Origin of the sequence: Bradyrhizobium sp. RDM12, from assembly GCF_051917485.1 — a bacterium.
Lineage (GTDB): Bacteria > Pseudomonadota > Alphaproteobacteria > Rhizobiales > Xanthobacteraceae > Bradyrhizobium.
Genome location: NZ_CM133064.1, coordinates 6,962,076 through 6,978,165, shown reverse-complemented (window position 1 = coordinate 6,978,165; position 16,090 = coordinate 6,962,076). Strand labels below are relative to the sequence as shown.

The 16,090-nt window shown below is 63.2% G+C and carries 15 protein-coding genes and 2 pseudogenes; 7 read left to right on the top strand and 10 right to left on the bottom strand.

All coding sequences use genetic code 11. The features are described 5' to 3' along the window. Positions 1 to 85: 85 nt before the first annotated feature. The 3 genes from ACTGJ9_RS34080 to ACTGJ9_RS34070 form a co-directional block, all read right to left on the bottom strand. The gene (locus ACTGJ9_RS34080; protein WP_456674615.1) at positions 86 to 1,216 is read right to left on the bottom strand and encodes a substrate-binding domain-containing protein; all 1,131 of its coding nucleotides are present in this window, start codon (positions 1,214 to 1,216) and stop codon (positions 86 to 88) included. A gap of 75 nt (positions 1,217 to 1,291) precedes the next feature. Next, positions 1,292 to 2,377: an ABC transporter permease gene (locus ACTGJ9_RS34075; RefSeq protein ID WP_456674614.1), complete on the bottom strand. Its 1,086-nt coding sequence runs from the start codon at positions 2,375 to 2,377 to the stop codon at positions 1,292 to 1,294. A 12-nt stretch (positions 2,378 to 2,389) separates the two neighbouring features. Then, on the bottom strand, positions 2,390 to 3,829 hold the full coding sequence (locus tag ACTGJ9_RS34070) for a sugar ABC transporter ATP-binding protein (protein ID WP_456674613.1): 1,440 nt from the start codon (positions 3,827 to 3,829) through the stop codon (positions 2,390 to 2,392). A 616-nt stretch (positions 3,830 to 4,445) separates the two neighbouring features. On the opposite strand from ACTGJ9_RS34070, the gene ACTGJ9_RS34065 reads away from it, so the two are divergent. After that, positions 4,446 to 5,216 carry an ankyrin repeat domain-containing protein gene (locus ACTGJ9_RS34065; protein ID WP_456674612.1) on the top strand — a complete coding sequence of 257 codons (771 nt, stop codon included), beginning with the start codon at positions 4,446 to 4,448 and terminating at the stop codon, positions 5,214 to 5,216. A gap of 14 nt (positions 5,217 to 5,230) precedes the next feature. On the opposite strand, the gene ACTGJ9_RS34060 is transcribed toward ACTGJ9_RS34065, so the two are convergent. From ACTGJ9_RS34060 to ACTGJ9_RS34035, 6 genes are all read right to left on the bottom strand, one after another. Continuing rightward, positions 5,231 to 5,857, bottom strand: coding sequence for a c-type cytochrome (locus tag ACTGJ9_RS34060; protein ID WP_456674611.1), 627 nt, complete (start codon positions 5,855 to 5,857; stop codon positions 5,231 to 5,233). Positions 5,858 to 5,943: 86 nt separating this feature from the next. Then, positions 5,944 to 7,656, bottom strand: a complete 1,713-nt coding sequence (locus ACTGJ9_RS34055) for an outer membrane protein assembly factor BamB family protein (protein ID WP_456674610.1) — start codon at positions 7,654 to 7,656, stop codon at positions 5,944 to 5,946. Positions 7,657 to 7,844: 188 nt separating this feature from the next. After that, positions 7,845 to 8,189 (bottom strand): hypothetical protein, encoded by a 345-nt coding sequence (locus ACTGJ9_RS34050; RefSeq protein WP_456678716.1) that lies wholly within the window; start codon positions 8,187 to 8,189, stop codon positions 7,845 to 7,847. A 274-nt stretch (positions 8,190 to 8,463) separates the two neighbouring features. Continuing rightward, entirely contained in the window at positions 8,464 to 8,757 is a 294-nt protein-coding gene (locus ACTGJ9_RS34045; protein WP_456674609.1) for a hypothetical protein, read from the bottom strand. Between the two features lie 157 nt (positions 8,758 to 8,914). Next, positions 8,915 to 9,241, bottom strand: a complete 327-nt coding sequence (locus tag ACTGJ9_RS34040) for a hypothetical protein (protein WP_456674608.1) — start codon at positions 9,239 to 9,241, stop codon at positions 8,915 to 8,917. Positions 9,242 to 9,443: 202 nt separating this feature from the next. Continuing rightward, the gene (locus ACTGJ9_RS34035) at positions 9,444 to 9,668 is read right to left on the bottom strand and encodes a hypothetical protein (protein ID WP_456674607.1); all 225 of its coding nucleotides are present in this window, start codon (positions 9,666 to 9,668) and stop codon (positions 9,444 to 9,446) included. 397 nt (positions 9,669 to 10,065) lie between these two features. On the opposite strand from ACTGJ9_RS34035, the gene ACTGJ9_RS34030 reads away from it, so the two are divergent. From ACTGJ9_RS34030 to ACTGJ9_RS34015, 4 genes and pseudogenes are all read left to right on the top strand, one after another. Continuing rightward, positions 10,066 to 10,686, top strand: a complete 621-nt coding sequence (locus tag ACTGJ9_RS34030) for a TetR/AcrR family transcriptional regulator (protein ID WP_456674606.1) — start codon at positions 10,066 to 10,068, stop codon at positions 10,684 to 10,686. Positions 10,687 to 10,758: 72 nt separating this feature from the next. Further along, the gene (locus ACTGJ9_RS34025; RefSeq protein ID WP_456674605.1) at positions 10,759 to 11,952 is read left to right on the top strand and encodes an MFS transporter; all 1,194 of its coding nucleotides are present in this window, start codon (positions 10,759 to 10,761) and stop codon (positions 11,950 to 11,952) included. Positions 11,953 to 12,090: 138 nt separating this feature from the next. Next, positions 12,091 to 12,510, top strand: coding sequence for a DUF4118 domain-containing protein (locus ACTGJ9_RS34020; protein WP_456674604.1), 420 nt, complete (start codon positions 12,091 to 12,093; stop codon positions 12,508 to 12,510). 134 nt (positions 12,511 to 12,644) lie between these two features. After that, positions 12,645 to 12,851, top strand: a pseudogene (locus ACTGJ9_RS34015) (hypothetical protein); the annotation flags it as partial. 215 nt (positions 12,852 to 13,066) lie between these two features. Here the strand turns inward: ACTGJ9_RS34015 and ACTGJ9_RS34010 are convergent. Next, on the bottom strand, positions 13,067 to 14,044 hold the full coding sequence (locus ACTGJ9_RS34010) for a LysR family transcriptional regulator (RefSeq protein WP_456674603.1): 978 nt from the start codon (positions 14,042 to 14,044) through the stop codon (positions 13,067 to 13,069). Positions 14,045 to 14,161: 117 nt separating this feature from the next. On the opposite strand from ACTGJ9_RS34010, the pseudogene ACTGJ9_RS34005 reads away from it, so the two are divergent. Together ACTGJ9_RS34005 and ACTGJ9_RS34000 are read left to right on the top strand one after the other, a co-directional pair. Then, positions 14,162 to 15,198 (top strand): annotated as a pseudogene (locus tag ACTGJ9_RS34005) (class 1 fructose-bisphosphatase). A 12-nt stretch (positions 15,199 to 15,210) separates the two neighbouring features. Further along, positions 15,211 to 16,086: a phosphoribulokinase gene (locus tag ACTGJ9_RS34000; RefSeq protein ID WP_456674602.1), complete on the top strand. Its 876-nt coding sequence runs from the start codon at positions 15,211 to 15,213 to the stop codon at positions 16,084 to 16,086. Positions 16,087 to 16,090 lie beyond the last annotated feature (4 nt).

Genomic DNA, 16,090 nt, shown 5'->3' with positions numbered 1-16,090 from the left:
TGAAAGTTTCACCGGAAGCGGCGGCCGGCCGGCCTGAGCCCGGGCGGCCGCAAGTTACCCGGCGGTCGCTTCGTCTGGTGTGCGCTTACTTCACGCCCCAGATCTTCTTGTACTCGTCCCGATAGTTATTCCCGGGATCGAACTTGTTGTCCTTGCCGCCATCCTTGTCGATGTTGTCGGCGGTGAACAGGTGGACGTGGGGCACGAAGCCGCTCGGCTTCTCGCCGGCGAAGGCGCGGTTCATCTCGTCGATCATGATCCAGCCCTGCAGGTTGAGCGGCTCCGCCACGGTCGCGGTCTGATACTGCCTGTCGCGGATGCGCTTGAACGCAGGAACCGATCCGTCGCCGGCCGAGATCTGCTGCGGGGAGCCGCTGGCCGGATCCACCCCTGCCGCCTGCAGCGAGGGAGCCGAGAAGTCGTAGTAGAGGTCGTTGACGGCGATCGAATAGGTCCACCGCTTGCCATATTTGGAAAGCAGCGAAGTCGTGAGCTGACCCATCCGGTTCGAAAGATCGGCGATCGGCGTGTCGGCGACTTCGAGCACCTTACAACCCTTGCAGCCTTCGACAGCCGCGCGCTCGGCGTTGGTCTTCGCGGTCGCGATGGCATAAATCGAATCCGTGAACAGCACCACGCCGGCATGGCCGTTCGATTTGACCACGGCCTCATATCCGGCGGCGGTCGAGACTTCGATCGGATCGGTGGTCACGTTGGTGAACACGGCGGAGATACCTTCGACCGGTCCCGCGGTCGGACCTGCGTGCCAGCCGACGATCTTGATGCCGGCGGCGGCCGCCTGTTCCAGCAAAGGCTGCTGCTCCTTGCTGTCGATGCCGACATTCAGGATGCCGTTTGGCTTCATTGCGATCGCCTGCGTCAAAGCGGTTGCATGCCCGGACACGGTGCCCTGGCCGTCAAGCTGGCGCACGTCCCAGCCCAACGCCTTGGCGGCTTCCGCAGCACCGTCGCCCGCGCCCTGGGCGCCGCCGTTACGCTGATCGGTAGAGACAATCGCAATCAGCCTCTTGCCCTGCGCCTTCGGACCCGTTGTCGGTCCGTCCCATTTGGTCACGGGCGCCGCAACCTTCTCAAGAAAGGCCTTCGCCTTCTCGATATAGGCGGCATCGTCATCGGCCCACGCCAAGGTCATCCCCACGAACAGAACGCCTGCTGAACCCAGAAGCGCCCCGTTGATCACTTTGATCGTTAGCATTGCTTCTCTCCCAGGATTGACGGGCGCCTTCTTGAAGGTCGCCCGGCCGGCTTTGCCGGCGTTTAAGCAAAGGTCTCAGGTGACCCCGGCTGCGTTGGTGGATTCGGATGGCGACGGCGCGAGCTGTGGATCGCGCGGCGGTGGCTTGACGACGGCGCGGCGGCGCTGCGCGAAGGCGGCGAGCGCGATCGCGACGACCAGCGTTGTGCCGTTGAAGAGCGGCTCGACGAAGAAGGCGCCACCCAGGAGCTGGATGCCTGAAATACCGACCGCAAGGATGAGGATGCCGAACAGGCTGCCCCAGACGTTCACCCGGCCGGGCTTGATCGTGGTGGAGCCGAGAAAGGCACCGACCAGCGCCGGCAGCAGGAAATCGAGGCCGACATTGGCCTGGCCGATCCTGAGCTTGGCGCCGAGCACGCAACCCGCAAGGCCCGTGATGACGCCGGAGGCGACGAACACGCCGATCACATAGGCGCGCACCGGGATGCCGTTCAGCGCAGCCGCCTTCTCGTTGGCGCCGATTGCGTAGATGAACCGGCCGATCGGCAAGCGCTCGCTGACGATCCATAACAGCAACGCCACCCCAAGTACGTAAAATGCAGGAATGGGTATTCCGAGCAGCGAAGCTGCGTTGATGGCGAGGAAATCCGGGGGCAGCGTGCCAATGATCTGGCGGCCATCGGTGTGCCACAGCGCGAGAGCATAGAGGATCGTGCCGGTGCCGAGGGTCGTCACGAAGGCGTCAACCTGCGCCACTTCGACCAGCAGGCCGTTCACGAGACCGACGAAACCCGCGCAGGCCACCACGAGCAGAATCGCGATCGGCCAGGAGATGCCGTATTTCACCTGAAAGCTTATGGCCAGGATGTGCCACATCACGATCCCGAAGCCCACCGTGAGATCGATACGACCCGCCATCATCGGCAGCGTTGCGGCGAGTGCGAGCAGCGCGACGATCGACTTGTCGGCGAGGATGGAGCGGGCGTTCAGCCAGGTCGGAAACGTATCCGGCAGAACGATCGAAAAGAACACGATGAGTAGCAGGGTCAGCAGCGGCAAGCCGTAGACCGGCAGCATCCGCAGGATCGTCTGCCTGGTGGATAGCGAGGCGAGTTCTGATCGCGTCGGCTCCAGCGCATTGGACTTGATCGACTGCATTCTTGCTCTCGCTCAGTGAATTGCACCTGCCGCAGTGACACCATCCCTCGCAACGCTGGCGGATGCGGCGGAGAGCAAATTGCTGATGGAAAGATCCTCCGAGTGAAGTTCGCGCACAACTTGACCATGGCTGAACACCAGCGCGCGATGGCAGACCTTCGACACTTCCTCGAAATCGGTCGACACGATCAGGATGGCCGCGCCTTCCTTGAGCGCGACGTCGAATAGCTTGTAGATCTCCGCCTTCGAGCCGACGTCCACGCCCGCCGTCGGGTCCTCGAACACGTAAATCTTCGATTTCAGGTTCAGCCAGCGTCCGACTGCCACCTTTTTGCTGGTTTCCCCGGAGAGCAGCTCGATCGCAAGGTCTGGATCGTTGGGGCGAAGACCCACGGTATCGCCAAGCCGCTTCGACGCGGCTCGTTCCTTCGCGGGAGAAAGCCAGGCCAACGAGCTGCGCCCTGCCGCTTGCGGATTGAGGAAAAAGTTCTCGCGTACCGACAGTCCGGCGAGGATCGATTCCCCGACGCGGTCGGCGCAGACGAGGTTCACTCCGCGATCCATGGCGCGGCGTGGAGAATCGAGTTCGATCGCAACGCCGTCGATCCGTATCCGGCCGCTTGTGATGGCTTCGACGCCGAACAACGCGCGGCTAACCTGTTCCTGCCCCGCGCCGCGCAGCCCGACGAGCCCGACGATTTCACCCGCGTGAATGCGACAATCGATCGGGCCGACGGGACCGATCATGGCAGCCTCGAGTTCGAGCTGGGCCGCGCCTTCGCGCTCGCCGGGACGCCGAAACACCTGCGAAGGCTCCCGCCCCACGATGAGGAGGATCGTCTCGTCCGGCGAGGTGTGGGCGACCACGCGCTCGCCGGCGACGCGGCCGTCGCGCAACACCACCATCCGGTCGGCGATTTCGAACACTTCGTCGAGCCGGTGCGAAACGTAGATCATGCCGACGTTATGCTCGCGCAGGCGACGGAGCGCGCCAAACAGGCGCATGACCTCGTCGGCCGGAAGGCTCGCGGTCGGCTCGTCGAGTACGAGTATCTCGGCGTCCGTGGCGAGCGCGCGTGCGATGGCCACCAAAGATTTCTCCGTCCGGGTCAGGTTTCGAATACGCAGATCCGGATCAATGTCGACGCCGAGCTTTGCGAGCGCCAGTTCGGCGCGCTTTCGCGCGCGAGACCACTCGATCAGGCCGAAGCGGCGCGGATAGCCAAGCGTCAAGCAGATGTTTTCTGCCACAGTCATCCAGTCGATCAATCCGAGATCTTGATGGATGAAAGAGATCGGCATGCGCCGGATCGCCGACGTCACGTCGTTCTCTTCGTAGAAGATGGTCCCGGCGTCCACCGCATGGACGCCCGCAAGGATCTTGATCAGCGTCGATTTGCCGGCGCCGTTCTCGCCGAGCAGGGCGACGACTTCGCCACGTCCGACGGCCATGCTGACATCGTTGAGGGCCTGAGTTCCGCCAAATCGCTTGAAAATGTGATCAACACGAAGCACTGCGGACCGTGCGCGTTGCGGCGCCTCTTCGTAGTTGGGCCGAGGGCTATCGCTTGACACAGCGCCCTTCTTCCTTGTCGAACGGCTTTCGCCTCTTTTCAGGCGCGTGCCACTGCTTCGCGCCGCAACATGCGCGTGAGCCTCCGTCAATTAGAGACTACGTCGCGCAAGCTTGTCAATCAGGACGAGGGCGTCCGATCGCCCTAGATGATGATGGTGCGGACTGCGACGACGCGATCGAACAGGCCGGGCAATTTGCTGCGCCGCATGAGCCGGAGAAACACCTACGCGTTCTAATGCGGGGCAGGCCGAACAAGTCAGCCTCTCGTGCGCGGCGGTTCACAGCTTGGCATCAGGCGCCGCGCATGTCACTCTTGAGAAAAGCCGCGGGGGTCAGGCAATGTACCGTTGTCTCGGAGTATTCTGCTGGGCCGTAGCCCTCGTGTTGTGCGTCTCGTCACCAGCGTTCTCCGGAGAACCCGAGCGCTGCGCGGAGTTGGGCCGTCAACTTCAAGCTATCAATCGGCAGATTTCCGCGACTGAGGTGTCGCTGTTGTTGTTTTCGGCTGCGGACGCGAATTGCACCGGCGTAGCGACGGCGCTGCTGGATTCGGGCGCTTCTGTCGACGCGCGTGACCGGCTCGGGGCAAGGCCCTTAAGTCATGCTGCGCGGTTCGGTCACATCGAGATGGTCGATCTGTTGCTTTCGCGCGGTGCTCCGATCGATGCACGCAATCTCTCCGGCGCGACGGCTCTGTATTTTGCGGCCGAGCGCGGTCACGCCGCGGTTGTCTCTCGTCTCATCGAGCATGGCGCCAGCGTCAAGCTTACAGGCCGCAGCGGGATATCTCCGGTCGCGGCGGCCGCCTATGCCGGCAACGACGCGATCGTCGAGGCGCTGATCGGGCAGGGCGCCGACGAGCGCCTGCCGGATGACACCGGCAAACCACCGATAGTCTATGCTGCCGCCGCCGGTCATCTTGATGTTGTGAAGCGGTTGCTATCCCGCAACATCGACGTCAATGCCTGCTACGCCAATGAGCTCACCGTTCTGATGTGGGCCGCCGGTGCGGACGAGAAGGTCGGGGATGCCGACATGGCCAAGGTCGCGACGTATTTGCTGGATGCCGGCGCCCATATCGACGACCGGGACGCGCGTGGCCGCACGGCCCTGATGATCGCAGCGGAGGGAGGCCGCGGAGCGATCGCCGCTCTGTTGCTCGCGCGAGGCGCGGATCCGTCGCTGCGGGACAATAGCGGCAAACGTGCCGCCGACCTCACGACATTGACGTCGCTGCGCGAACGCCTGACGCCGACACATTGAGACCTGCGTACGCGTCATAGGCCGGCGAGATACTCGGCGAGTGATGCGAGCCCATCCTCTGGCGTGGCGATCATCAGGTCGGACATTCCAGGATTGTTGCCCCGCTCCCGGGTGCGGAAGTCCGTGATTGTCTTGACCAGATACTCGCGGGTCTGCCCGGCGAGCCGCGGTGTGATGCCGGTGCCCTGAAACGCTTCCAGATGGCAGCCGGTGCAGCCAACCGAATGCTCGGCTTCGATCGCTTTCTGCGCGACGTTCTTCGGGGCCCTCGGCTGGCCAAGATCGGGCCACGGCTTCTGCGAAAAGAATTCGGCAATCGCCATCATCTCATCCTTTTCGAGCGAGGACGCGATCGGCTGCATCGTCTCGTTCTTGCGGTCGCCCCGCTTGAAATCGCGGAGCTGGATGTAGATGTAGCCTTGAAGCTGTCCCCAGATGATGGGAATGGTTTTGTCGACGGGCTTGCCATCGGCGCCATGGCAGCCGGCGCAGACTTCGATCTTGTCGGCAATCGCCGGAGAGAGGGCAGGCTGCGCGCTGGCCCCGTTCCTGACTTGAGCGACCGCGATCGTCGGTGCAACGCAAATGCCAAGTCCCAGAATGATCGCGCCCGAGATCGTCCAGTTCAGCAAGCACTTCATTCACTGATCCATCGAGGCTCAACGTGCAAGCGGGGCCCCGAGCGGCCCCGCTTCCCGAGATTCATGACGATATCGCGCCCGCGCAATCAGTCGAGCGAGAAGGCGATGATGTTGTTGCCGCGTTTGAAGTTGACCTGGGTGTTGCCCCCGGCGCCGACCACGATGTACTGACTGCCGCCCACCATGTAGCTGGACGGCGGCGCATTGACCCCGGCACCGGCGCGAAAGCTCCACAATTCCTTGCCGGTAGACGAATCATAGGCCGCGAACTTGCCGTTGCCTTCGCCGCTGAACACGAGGCCGCCAGCCGTGGCGAGAATGCCCCCGATCATCGGCTCCGGTGTCTTCACCTGCCATTTGATCTTGCCCGTGTTGTAGTTCACTGCCGTGATGTTGCCGGACTGCTTCTCTTCCGGGATGGCCGTGAATGCGCCGCCCAGCCACAGCTTTCCGTTCGGATATGGCGAGCTTTCAACGCGGTAGTGCATAGGCTGATGCAGGTTGATCGCGTAGGCGAGCCCCTGGCCCGGGTCGGTCGCGATCGGCGACCACTCGACACCGCCATTCGCGCCCGGCAGCATGCGTGCGCCCTCCTTGGTCGGCAGCACCCACATGTTCTCCTGCGGCACCATCGCTTCGGAGAAGCGGATCAGGCTACAATCCTTACGATCGTGCACGTAGATGTGCCCGGTCTTGCCGGCATGGATCACGCCGGGAATGGTCTTGCCGTTCTTGTCCGTCACGTTCACGAGCACCGGCGGGCTGACTGCGTCGAGATCCCACACGTCATGTGCGATGTACTGGAAGTGACACGCATACTTCCCGGTATCGAGATCGAGCGACACCAGCGAGTCCGTGTAGAGGTTGTCGCCGGGCCGGCTAGCGCCGTCGAGGTCGGGCGAGGGGTTGCCGACAACGAAGTAGATCCGGTTGGTCTCGAGATCGACGGCGGGATTTTGCCAGACGCCGCCGCCAAGCTTTGCGTAGGGATCGCCGTTCTTGGCGAGGGCATCCTTCTCGGCCGCGATGTCGCGATGCATATCGCGGCCGGTGGCGTCCTTGGTTGCCCAGACGCCAACCGACTTCTCCGGAACAGTGTCGAAATTCCACAGCTGCTTGCCGGTCTTGGCATCGTAGGCCCGGACGAAGCCGCGAATGCCGTATTCACCGCCATTGGTGCCGATCAGAACCTTGTCCTTCACGACGGTCGGAGCCATCGTCTCGCTGTAGCCGAGCTCGGGATCGGCAATGTCGGTCTTCCAGACGACGTCGCCGGTCTTGGCGTTCAGGGCCACGAGCTTCGAATCCAGCGTGGCCAAGTAGACCGTGTCATTGAGAACCTGGACACCGCGATTGTTGGGACCGCAGCAATAGGTCGTGATGGGTCCCATCTTGTGATTGTAGTGCCAGAGCTCGCGCCCGGTTTTGGCATCGAGCGCGTAGACGTGGCTGTAGGATGTCGTCACGAACATGACGCCATCCACCACGATGGGCGAGGTCTCGAGCGATTCCTTCACGTCCGTTTGGAAGATCCAGGCAACGTGAAGATTCTTCACGTTGTTGCGGTTGATCTGCTTCGCAGGATGAAACCGCGTCTGGGCGTAATTGCCGTTGGTCAGAAGGAAGTTGGTTGCGCTCTTGTCCGCTCCATTGAGCAGAGCCTGGGTGACGGGTGTGACGTTCGCCTGACCTACTGGGCCAATCGAGTCTTGCTTCACCTCCTGCTGTGCGTAGGAGAGCGTTGGCGATGCGCAGGCCAACCCAAGTAGCGCGGCGTATCCGATCGAAAATCTATTCATCCGTTCCGCCCCAAAATATTCTTTGCTTTTAACCGGCCGAGATGCTGCGCGGTGCAATCGAACTGTGACTCGGGAGATACTGGTTTGACAAGCAAAGTTGTGGCGGGTGCCGGCTTCTTTGAAACCATCAGCCGTTCGCGACCGCGAGATGCGCGCGGTTGCATTGCGGGATGCGCAACCTATTCCCTTTAGGTCATGCTTCCAGGCATGAAGCAGCGGACAACTGGATTGCCGTTGAGGTACTGTGGCCACACAATCGTCCGGCCGGTGCGATTGGCGTCGGTGACCACTCGATCACTCGGAACGATCACCCACTGTCCGTCAATGCGCACGCGGTAGTGCCCGTCCTTGGTGTCCCAATCGACGTCCGCGAGCGCCATGCCATCGGCATCCGCGCAACATTGAATGCCGTCCTTGCTGTGCAGGCTTTCGAACCATGATTTCAATGGGGAATTCGCGTATCGGCCATCATCGTGCACTGCAACCGGACCGAGCGCGACGAGTACCGAGACGAGCAGGTTCACAAGCGACATACTGAGGCCCGTAAAGACAAAAAGCTCGCGCGCGGTGGGAACATCGCCGCAACCGCGCCGCTGGTAAGGCAACGCTGATCGAAATATTTCGATCCTCGCGGCCGAATCGGGTGCGGAGCCAAAGATTGGTCGCTGGTTAGATCATCGGTGCGTTCGGGAACGGCGCTGCTCCGACATCCGCCTGTCTAGGTTGGCTGCGAACTCGGTGTTCAATCCAACGCAAACGGCGCGGCCCAGATGGACCGCGCCGCTGTGATCTTGCGATATCAGGCTATCAGTACTCGTACGGAGCGTAAGCCGGTGCGCCCCAGCCAGGCTCGTTATATCCGTAACCGGGCCCCCAATAGCCGTAGTTTGCGTGATGCCAACCGCCGATACTACGGCACTGGCCAACTCCAGCCATCAACTGGCCGCCGCTCATGGCCGGGCCGGCGGCGCCGACAGCCTGTCCGGCCGGTGGGGTGCACCACCCCGGACCGCGTCCCGCGGCGAGGCTAGGAGTTGCACTCGCGACTGGCAAAATGGTGGCCACCAATGCGGCGGCACTCAGCAGTTTCATACGTGTCATGGTTGTCTCCATGTCTTGGTTGACAGGGGACCAATCCCCGCTGCCGCCAAGCGTTCCGAGCGGAACGGTCGCGATTTCGCGAGCAACAAGGGTTTCGTCAGGTTTCGCGGCACACCACAATGCAATTTACGTGAGCGCAGCCTGGCGAGTTCGCGCACTATCTGCGCGTCACTAGCACGCCCAGCAAAAACGCCACCAGCAGCGATGGCAGCGGGGCCTCTCGTACCATGCCGCGAACGATCTCGGGCCAGTGCTGATCTGGGGCGAGTCTTGGCGACCTGATTTCAGTCGCGGGCGTGATGCCCCACTCTGACGCGAGTTCGGTGATCTCGCTTGAGGCCAGACGCACGCCGTCACGAACGCGGAAGATCGCAGCCTCTGCGCGCTCGCGTGGTGCAAGCAGCATCACCGTCGCGATCGCCGTGCGCAACGTCATCTCGCCAAAGCCTTGCAGCCTCACCGACTCCTCGGGATCGGATGTCATTCGTATGTCCTCACAGCGCGAAGTGGCGCGCGATGGTGAATGCCGCCGTCGCGCACAGGACCAGCGTGGAAACCGCGCCGGCCACGCCGCGCGCGAGATGGGCTCGCGTCAGGTGCCTGGTCATGATTCTGCTCCATGCTCTGCATGGCAATGGCGGGGCTGTGCGTTGGTTCCCGCGCGGCGCCTGATCGTCGAGGCGCGGCTACTTCCGAAGCAATTCCCGCAAGGCTGCGGTCGCCTCGGCGCAGCGGATATCGTCGATCTCCCGCGACAGGCTGAGCGCGCTCGATTTCAGCTCCTCGAGCTTCCAGCTCTCTGGATGTTGGCTTTCAAGCTGATTCAGGCGCTTGTTCAAATCATCCAATCTGGACTGAAGCTGCCCGATGCTGGCGGCTCCATTAACGTTCCAAACGCGTTGTGCACGCATCGTCGTTCCCCTGACTTGTCTCACGGCCTTGTGAGCAGGGTTCGTGGCTGCATTGGGTGTTCATTTTGTCCGGTCTTAGATTGTCGGGAACCGTTGCAGATTGGCAACTAAAGTTCCCGGAGTGCTTGGGCGCCCGCCGGCATTCTCCGCTATGCCGCTCGATCACCGTCACCCTGAGGTGCTCGCCTCCTCGGCGCGTCTCGAAGGGCGATGGCCCGTCTGCATCTCGGCCGCTCATCCTTCGAGGCTCGGCTTGCGATACGTGCGCATCGCAAGCCTCGCGCCTCAGGATGACGGGACTGACCACGTCAATATCGCCACGCCTGCCCGTTTTCCCAATCCTTCAATCGCAACCAGGTGTCTTGATTAGGAAACAATCATTCCCTATCACTCCGCGATGCAAAAAGCCGCCCGTCAGCCTAGACACTTTCCCCAGCCACCGGGCCGTCCCCGGGAGTTCGACATGGATACGGCTCTCGACGGCGCGATCCGGGTGTTTTGCGAGCGCGGCTATCATGCCACCTCGATCGGAGAACTGACCGCGGCGATGCGGCTTGCTACGGGGAGCGTCTACAAGGCGTTTCGCGACAAGCATGCCGTGTTCGTCGCTGCCTTCGAGCGCTATGTTTCGGTGCGCCGTGAGCAGACCGGCAGCGCGGCGGCGCGGGGTGCGAACGGCCGCGAAAAATTGCGCAACGTGCTGTTGTCCTATGTCGAGCACTCCCAGGGCAGCGAGGGGCGCCGCGGCTGCATCGTGGTCGGCAGTGCGGTCGAGCTGTCGGCGGTCGATCCGGCGATGCGGGCGCGCGTCACCGCGCAGCTCAAGAGCAACGAGAATTTCATCGCCGGCCTCATTCGCGAGGGGCAGGCCGACGGCTCGATTCCCGACCATGTCGAGGCCGACGACACCGCGCGGCTGATGATCTGCATGACGCAGGGCCTGCGCGTCGTCGGCAAGGCGCGGCTGCCGCTCGACGGCGAGCGGCTGGCCGGAATCGCGATGAAGCTGCTCGCCTGAATATTCGCCAAATTAGGAAATGATCGTTTCCCATATGTGATGTGGAGACTTTGACGTGTCGGAGAGTTTGGAATGACGATGAATGCCACGATCGACGCCGCACCCGAGCCGGATGCCGTGTCGCAACGCCTGACCTTCGTGCTTGCCGCGGCCTGTGGCATGGTCGCCGCGAACATCTACTATGCCCAGCCGCTGATCGCCCCGATCAGCGCCGCGCTTGGCCTCTCGCATGCCGCCGCCGGCCTGATCGTGACCATGACGCAGATCGGTTACGGCACGGGCTTGCTCTTCATCGTGCCGCTCGGCGATCTCGTCGAGAACCGCATGCTGATCTGCACCGTGATCACCCTCGGCGCGGCGTCGCTGCTCGCGGCTGCGTTTGCGACCCATGCGGTGCCGTTCCTGATCGCCGCGCTGTTCATCGGCCTTGGCTCGGTGGCGGTGCAGATCATCATTCCCTATGCCGCCCATCTCGCGCCGGAAGCCATTCGCGGCCGTGTGGTCGGCAACGTCTCGACCGGATTGATGCTCGGCATCATGCTGGCGCGGCCGGTGTCGAGCTTCGTCACGGCGGCGCTGTCGTGGCATGCGGTGTTCTTCTGTTCGGCTGCCTTGATGATCGCACTCGCGATCGTGCTGTGTCTCACGCTGCCGAAACGCAAGCCGGTGGCACGGATGCATTATGGCGCGCTGCTGCTGTCGATGCCGCATCTGGTGCGTGCCACGCCGCTGTTGCGGCGCCGTGCGCTCTACCAGGCCGGCCTGTTCGGCGCCTTCACCCTGTTCTGGACGGTGGTGCCGCTCCAACTCGCGAGCCAATTCGGCTTCACCCAGCGCGGCATCGCCCTGTTCGCGCTCGCCGGCGTCTCCGGCGTGTTCGCGGCGCCGATCGCAGGGCGGCTCGCCGATCGCGGCCATAGCCGCACCGCCACGATCGCCGCGATGTTGTTTGTCGCCCTGGGCTTCCTGGTGACGCATGTCGGTGCGGCCGGATCGATGCTCAATCTCGGCTGCCTCGTCGCGGCCGCGATCGCGATCGATTTCGGCGTGCAGGGCAATGTCATAGTGGGCTTCCGGGCCATTTTCGTGCTCGGGCACGAGAACCGCAGCCGTCTCAACGGGCTCTATATGGCGACGTTCTTCGCGGCCGGTGCGGCCGGCTCCGCGCTCGGCACCTGGGCGTTCGCGCAAGGCGGCTGGATGCTGGCCTCGGCCATTGGCCTTGCGCTGCCCGTTGCCAGCCTGATCTACGCGGCAACCGAGTAGCGGTACGGTTGTGTGCCGTGGCCGTTTACCAGCCTTGGATCGGGCGGCAAGGAGGGTGCAATTTCCGCTTCGCGAATTCCCTGCAGCTGTAGTACTTTGGTCGCAAGCGGCCTGGTGAACGGCGGCAGGGGAGGCCCTATGAGGCGTGCGGGACTGTATGGCGTACCGCGAGTACGGCCATGGTCGTGGCAGGCGTTTCTGCTCGGATTTATCGTCGTCGCAGCGTCGGCTGCGCTTCAAGGCGTCTGCGTCGCGCTCGGCGCAAAGCTGCATTTCGCAGTCTTCCTGCCCAGCCTGTTCGTGCTCGGCATTGTCGCGGGCGCGCCGGCGGCGGCGTTCGCCGCATTGCTCACTGTACCGCTGGTGTGGTGGGCGTTCATCCCGCCCTTCTTCGAATTCACGTCGCTATCCAGCGCGAACGCGGATTCCATCAACCTGTTCTGTCTCCTGGCCGTGCTTCTGATCGGCCTTGCCGATCTCTGCCGCGCGAGCATGACAATCAACAGCAATGGCGGGTTGAAATCATCGGGCAAGAGCCCCGCAAGGAATTCGCAATAATCGGGTGCTGCACGGATCGCGCGTTGCGCTCAGGCAACAGTCCGGCAACCATCCGCGCAGCCGGATCGCGCCGCTAACTTTTCGAAAAAGATTTGGCCGCAATTTTGCCCTGGGAATACGAGGGAGTTTTCGACATGAACGGCCAAATCAACGGACACGCCATTTTCGAGAATGTGCGCCGTTACCGCGGCATCGCATCGCTCTATCGCCAGACCGCGGCGTTTCGGCCGGCCCAGCGCTGGTCGCTGCTGGAGCAGGCCAGCGAGTGGGAGGCCCGCGCGCTGTCGGAGCTGGAAGCCTATTTCGCTGCGCGCGGCGATTGCGCCACGCCGCTCGCCGCCTACATCAACCAACCGGCGTCGCGGGCAGGACCCGGGACGACTACGGAGTTACCCGACTGTCCGCGTGTGCTAGCGACTGGCCCCGATCTCTACGACCGCCGGGGCGAGCGATGACGACCTTCAACCGCATCTTCACGACAGAGCGCCTCCTCCAGATCATCGTCATTCTGGCGGCGACGGTCGCAATGAAGCTGATGGGGTAAGCGCGGGCAGCGCTATCGGTTGCCGAAATCGGGCAGCTCGGGCAGATAATTCGCGCCTTCCGATCCCAAGAAATCGAACATCGCCTGCGCCGGCGGCAACAGCACCTTGTCGCTGCGGCGGATCACGTACCATTGCCGGACAATCGGCAGGCCCGCGACATCGAGCACGATCAGTCGGCCTTCGGCGAGCTCATGCGCCACCGTATGCGCCGAGATGAAGGCGATGCCGAGTCCGGCGATCACCGCCTGCTTGATGGTCTCGTTGCTGCTCATCTCCATGCCGATGATCGGTTCGAGATCGGATTTCTGGAACATCCCCTCCATCAGCGTGCGTGTGCCCGATCCCGGCTCACGGGTGAGGAAGGTCTCATGCACGAGATCGGTCAGGCTGAGGCCTGAATCCTTCTCCAGCCAATGTCCCTTGCGCGCGACGATGATGTGCGGATTGCGCCCGAGCTGGCGTACGTCGACGCTGACGTCGGCGGGTGGCCGACCCATCACCGCGAAATCGAGCTCGTACCCGTGCATGGCCTCGCGGATTTCCTCGCGGTTGCCGATGGTCAGCTTGATCTCGATCTTCGGTGAGCGCCTGGAGAACGCCGCGATCGCGTGCGGCACGAAATATTTCGCGGTCGAGACCGCGCCGAGATGCACCGTGCCGCCGGTCCTGCCCGCAAGCAGATCAAGCGCGCCCTGGCAGTCCGTGATCGCGGCTTCGACGCGCTCGGCGAGTGCCAGTACTTCGCGGCCTGCCTCCGTCAGCAGCATGCCGTCGCCGGTCCGCTGCACCAGCGGCAGGCCCGCGAGATCCTGAAGCTGCCGCAGCTGCTGGGTTACGGCCGGCTGGGTGAGCCCGAGTTGGGTCGACGCCGCGGTGACGCTGCCCTTGGCCGAAAGCGCCGCAAGCGAGCGCAACTGCCGGATGGTCAGATGCCGGAGCTGGGCTGCCGCATGGCCGGGGCCATTATAAGAAAATTCTTTGGCGCTCATTATGATTAGAAATTTTCCTTATTAAACCGGCCCTGTCAATCTCATCGTGTTGGGACTGACCGCGCCGACCTCCAAAGGGGAGGAACTGGACGCGGCGCCCACAAGGGATGGACGCAGATGACCGGGCAACTCAGGTTGGACGACCACCTTCAACGGTATTCCGAGACGGCGCCGCACGCGCTCGCGGTGGCCGGCGCAGTCGACGCCGTCGCAGCGGCCGCGATCGAGATCGCCGACCTCATCAGCACCGGCGATCTCGCGGACGCCTCGGGCCTGACCACGGGCCGTAACAGCGACGGCGATCTCCAGCGCGATCTCGATGTCCGGGCGGATTCGATCCTGCGCCGCTGCCTCGGCAAGCTGCCGCTCGCGGCATTGGCGTCGGAGGAGATGCGCGAGCCGCAGATCGGCGACCGCGAAGCCAAGATCTGCGTCGCGATCGATCCGCTCGACGGCTCTTCCAACATCGATCTCAACATGACCGTCGGCACGATCTTCTCGATCCTGCCCGCGCCGGACGATCTCGCGCACGCCTTCCATCAGCGCGGCTCGGCGCAACTGGCGGCGGGCTTCGTCACCTATGGCCCGCAACTTCGCTCGTGCTGACGCTCGGCGACGGCGTCGACATCTTCACGCTTGACCGCAGGTCCGGTTGCTTTCGCCTTGCGCGCGGCGCCGTCCAGATATCCGAGGCGTGCAACGAGTTCGCGATCAATGCATCGAATCGCCGGCATTGGGACCCGCCGGTGCGAGCCTTCATCGACGAATGCCTCGCTGGCATCGATGGGCCCGCCAACCATAACTTCAATATGCGCTGGATCGGCTCGCTGGTCGCGGAGGCCTATCGCATCCTCACCCGTGGTGGCGTTTTCCTCTATCCCTCCGATGCACGCGCCGGCTGTGGCGATGGCCGCCTGCGGCTCACCTACGAAGCCCATCCGATGGCAATGATTATCGAACAGGCCGGCGGCTCCGCCTCGACCGGGCGCGAGCGCATCCTCGACCTTGCAGCGGGCAGCCTGCACCAGCGCGTGCCGCTGGTCATGGGGTCGAGTAACGAGGTGCGGCGCGTCGCCGAACTGCACTGCGATCCGCTGCTCGTTGCCAGCGTCTCTGCGCCGCTGTTCGCACGGCGTGGCTTCTTCCGGTTGTGAGCGAGGTGACCCATGTCCAGGAAGCATCCGATCATCTCCATCACCGGCTCCTCCGGCGCGGGTACGACGTCGGTCAAGAAGACGTTTGAACAGATCTTCTTCCGCGAGAAGGTCAACGCCGCCTATATCGAGGGTGACGCCTTCCATCGCTACGACCGCGCCGAGATGCGCACGCAGATGGCCCAGGAGGCGGATCGCGGCAACAAGCACTTCAGCCATTTCAGCCCAGAGACCAATCTATTCGAGGAGCTGGAGCGCGCGTTCCGCGACTATGGCGAGACCGGCACCGCGGTGACGCGGCACTACGTCCACGATGCCGACGAATCCGCGCTGCACGGCGTCGCGCCCGGCGCATTCACCGAGTGGCAACGGCTGCCGGAGAATTCAGACCTTCTGTTCTACGAGGGCCTCCACGGCGCCGTCGTCACCGACAAGGTCAATGTCGCGCGCTATGCCGACCTCAAGATTGGCGTCGTGCCCGTCATCAATCTCGAATGGATCCAGAAGCTGCACCGTGATCGCAGCGCGCGCGGCTATTCGACCGAGGCCGTCACCGACACCATCCTGCGGCGGATGCCGGATTACATCCACTACATCTGTCCGCAATTCACCGACACCGACATCAACTTCCAGCGCGTGCCGACGGTGGACACGTCCAATCCGTTCATCGCCCGCTGGATCCCGACGCCGGACGAATCGATGGTCGTGATCCGCTTCAAGAATCCGCGCGGCATCGACTTTCCCTATCTGCTCTCGATGTTGCCGCACAGCTTTATGTCGCGCGCGAATTCGATCGTGTGTCCGGGGGCGAAGTTGGACCTGGCGATGCAGCTGATCCTGACGCCGCTGATCATGCAACTCATCGAGCGCAAGCGAAACCTGAAGTGAACCA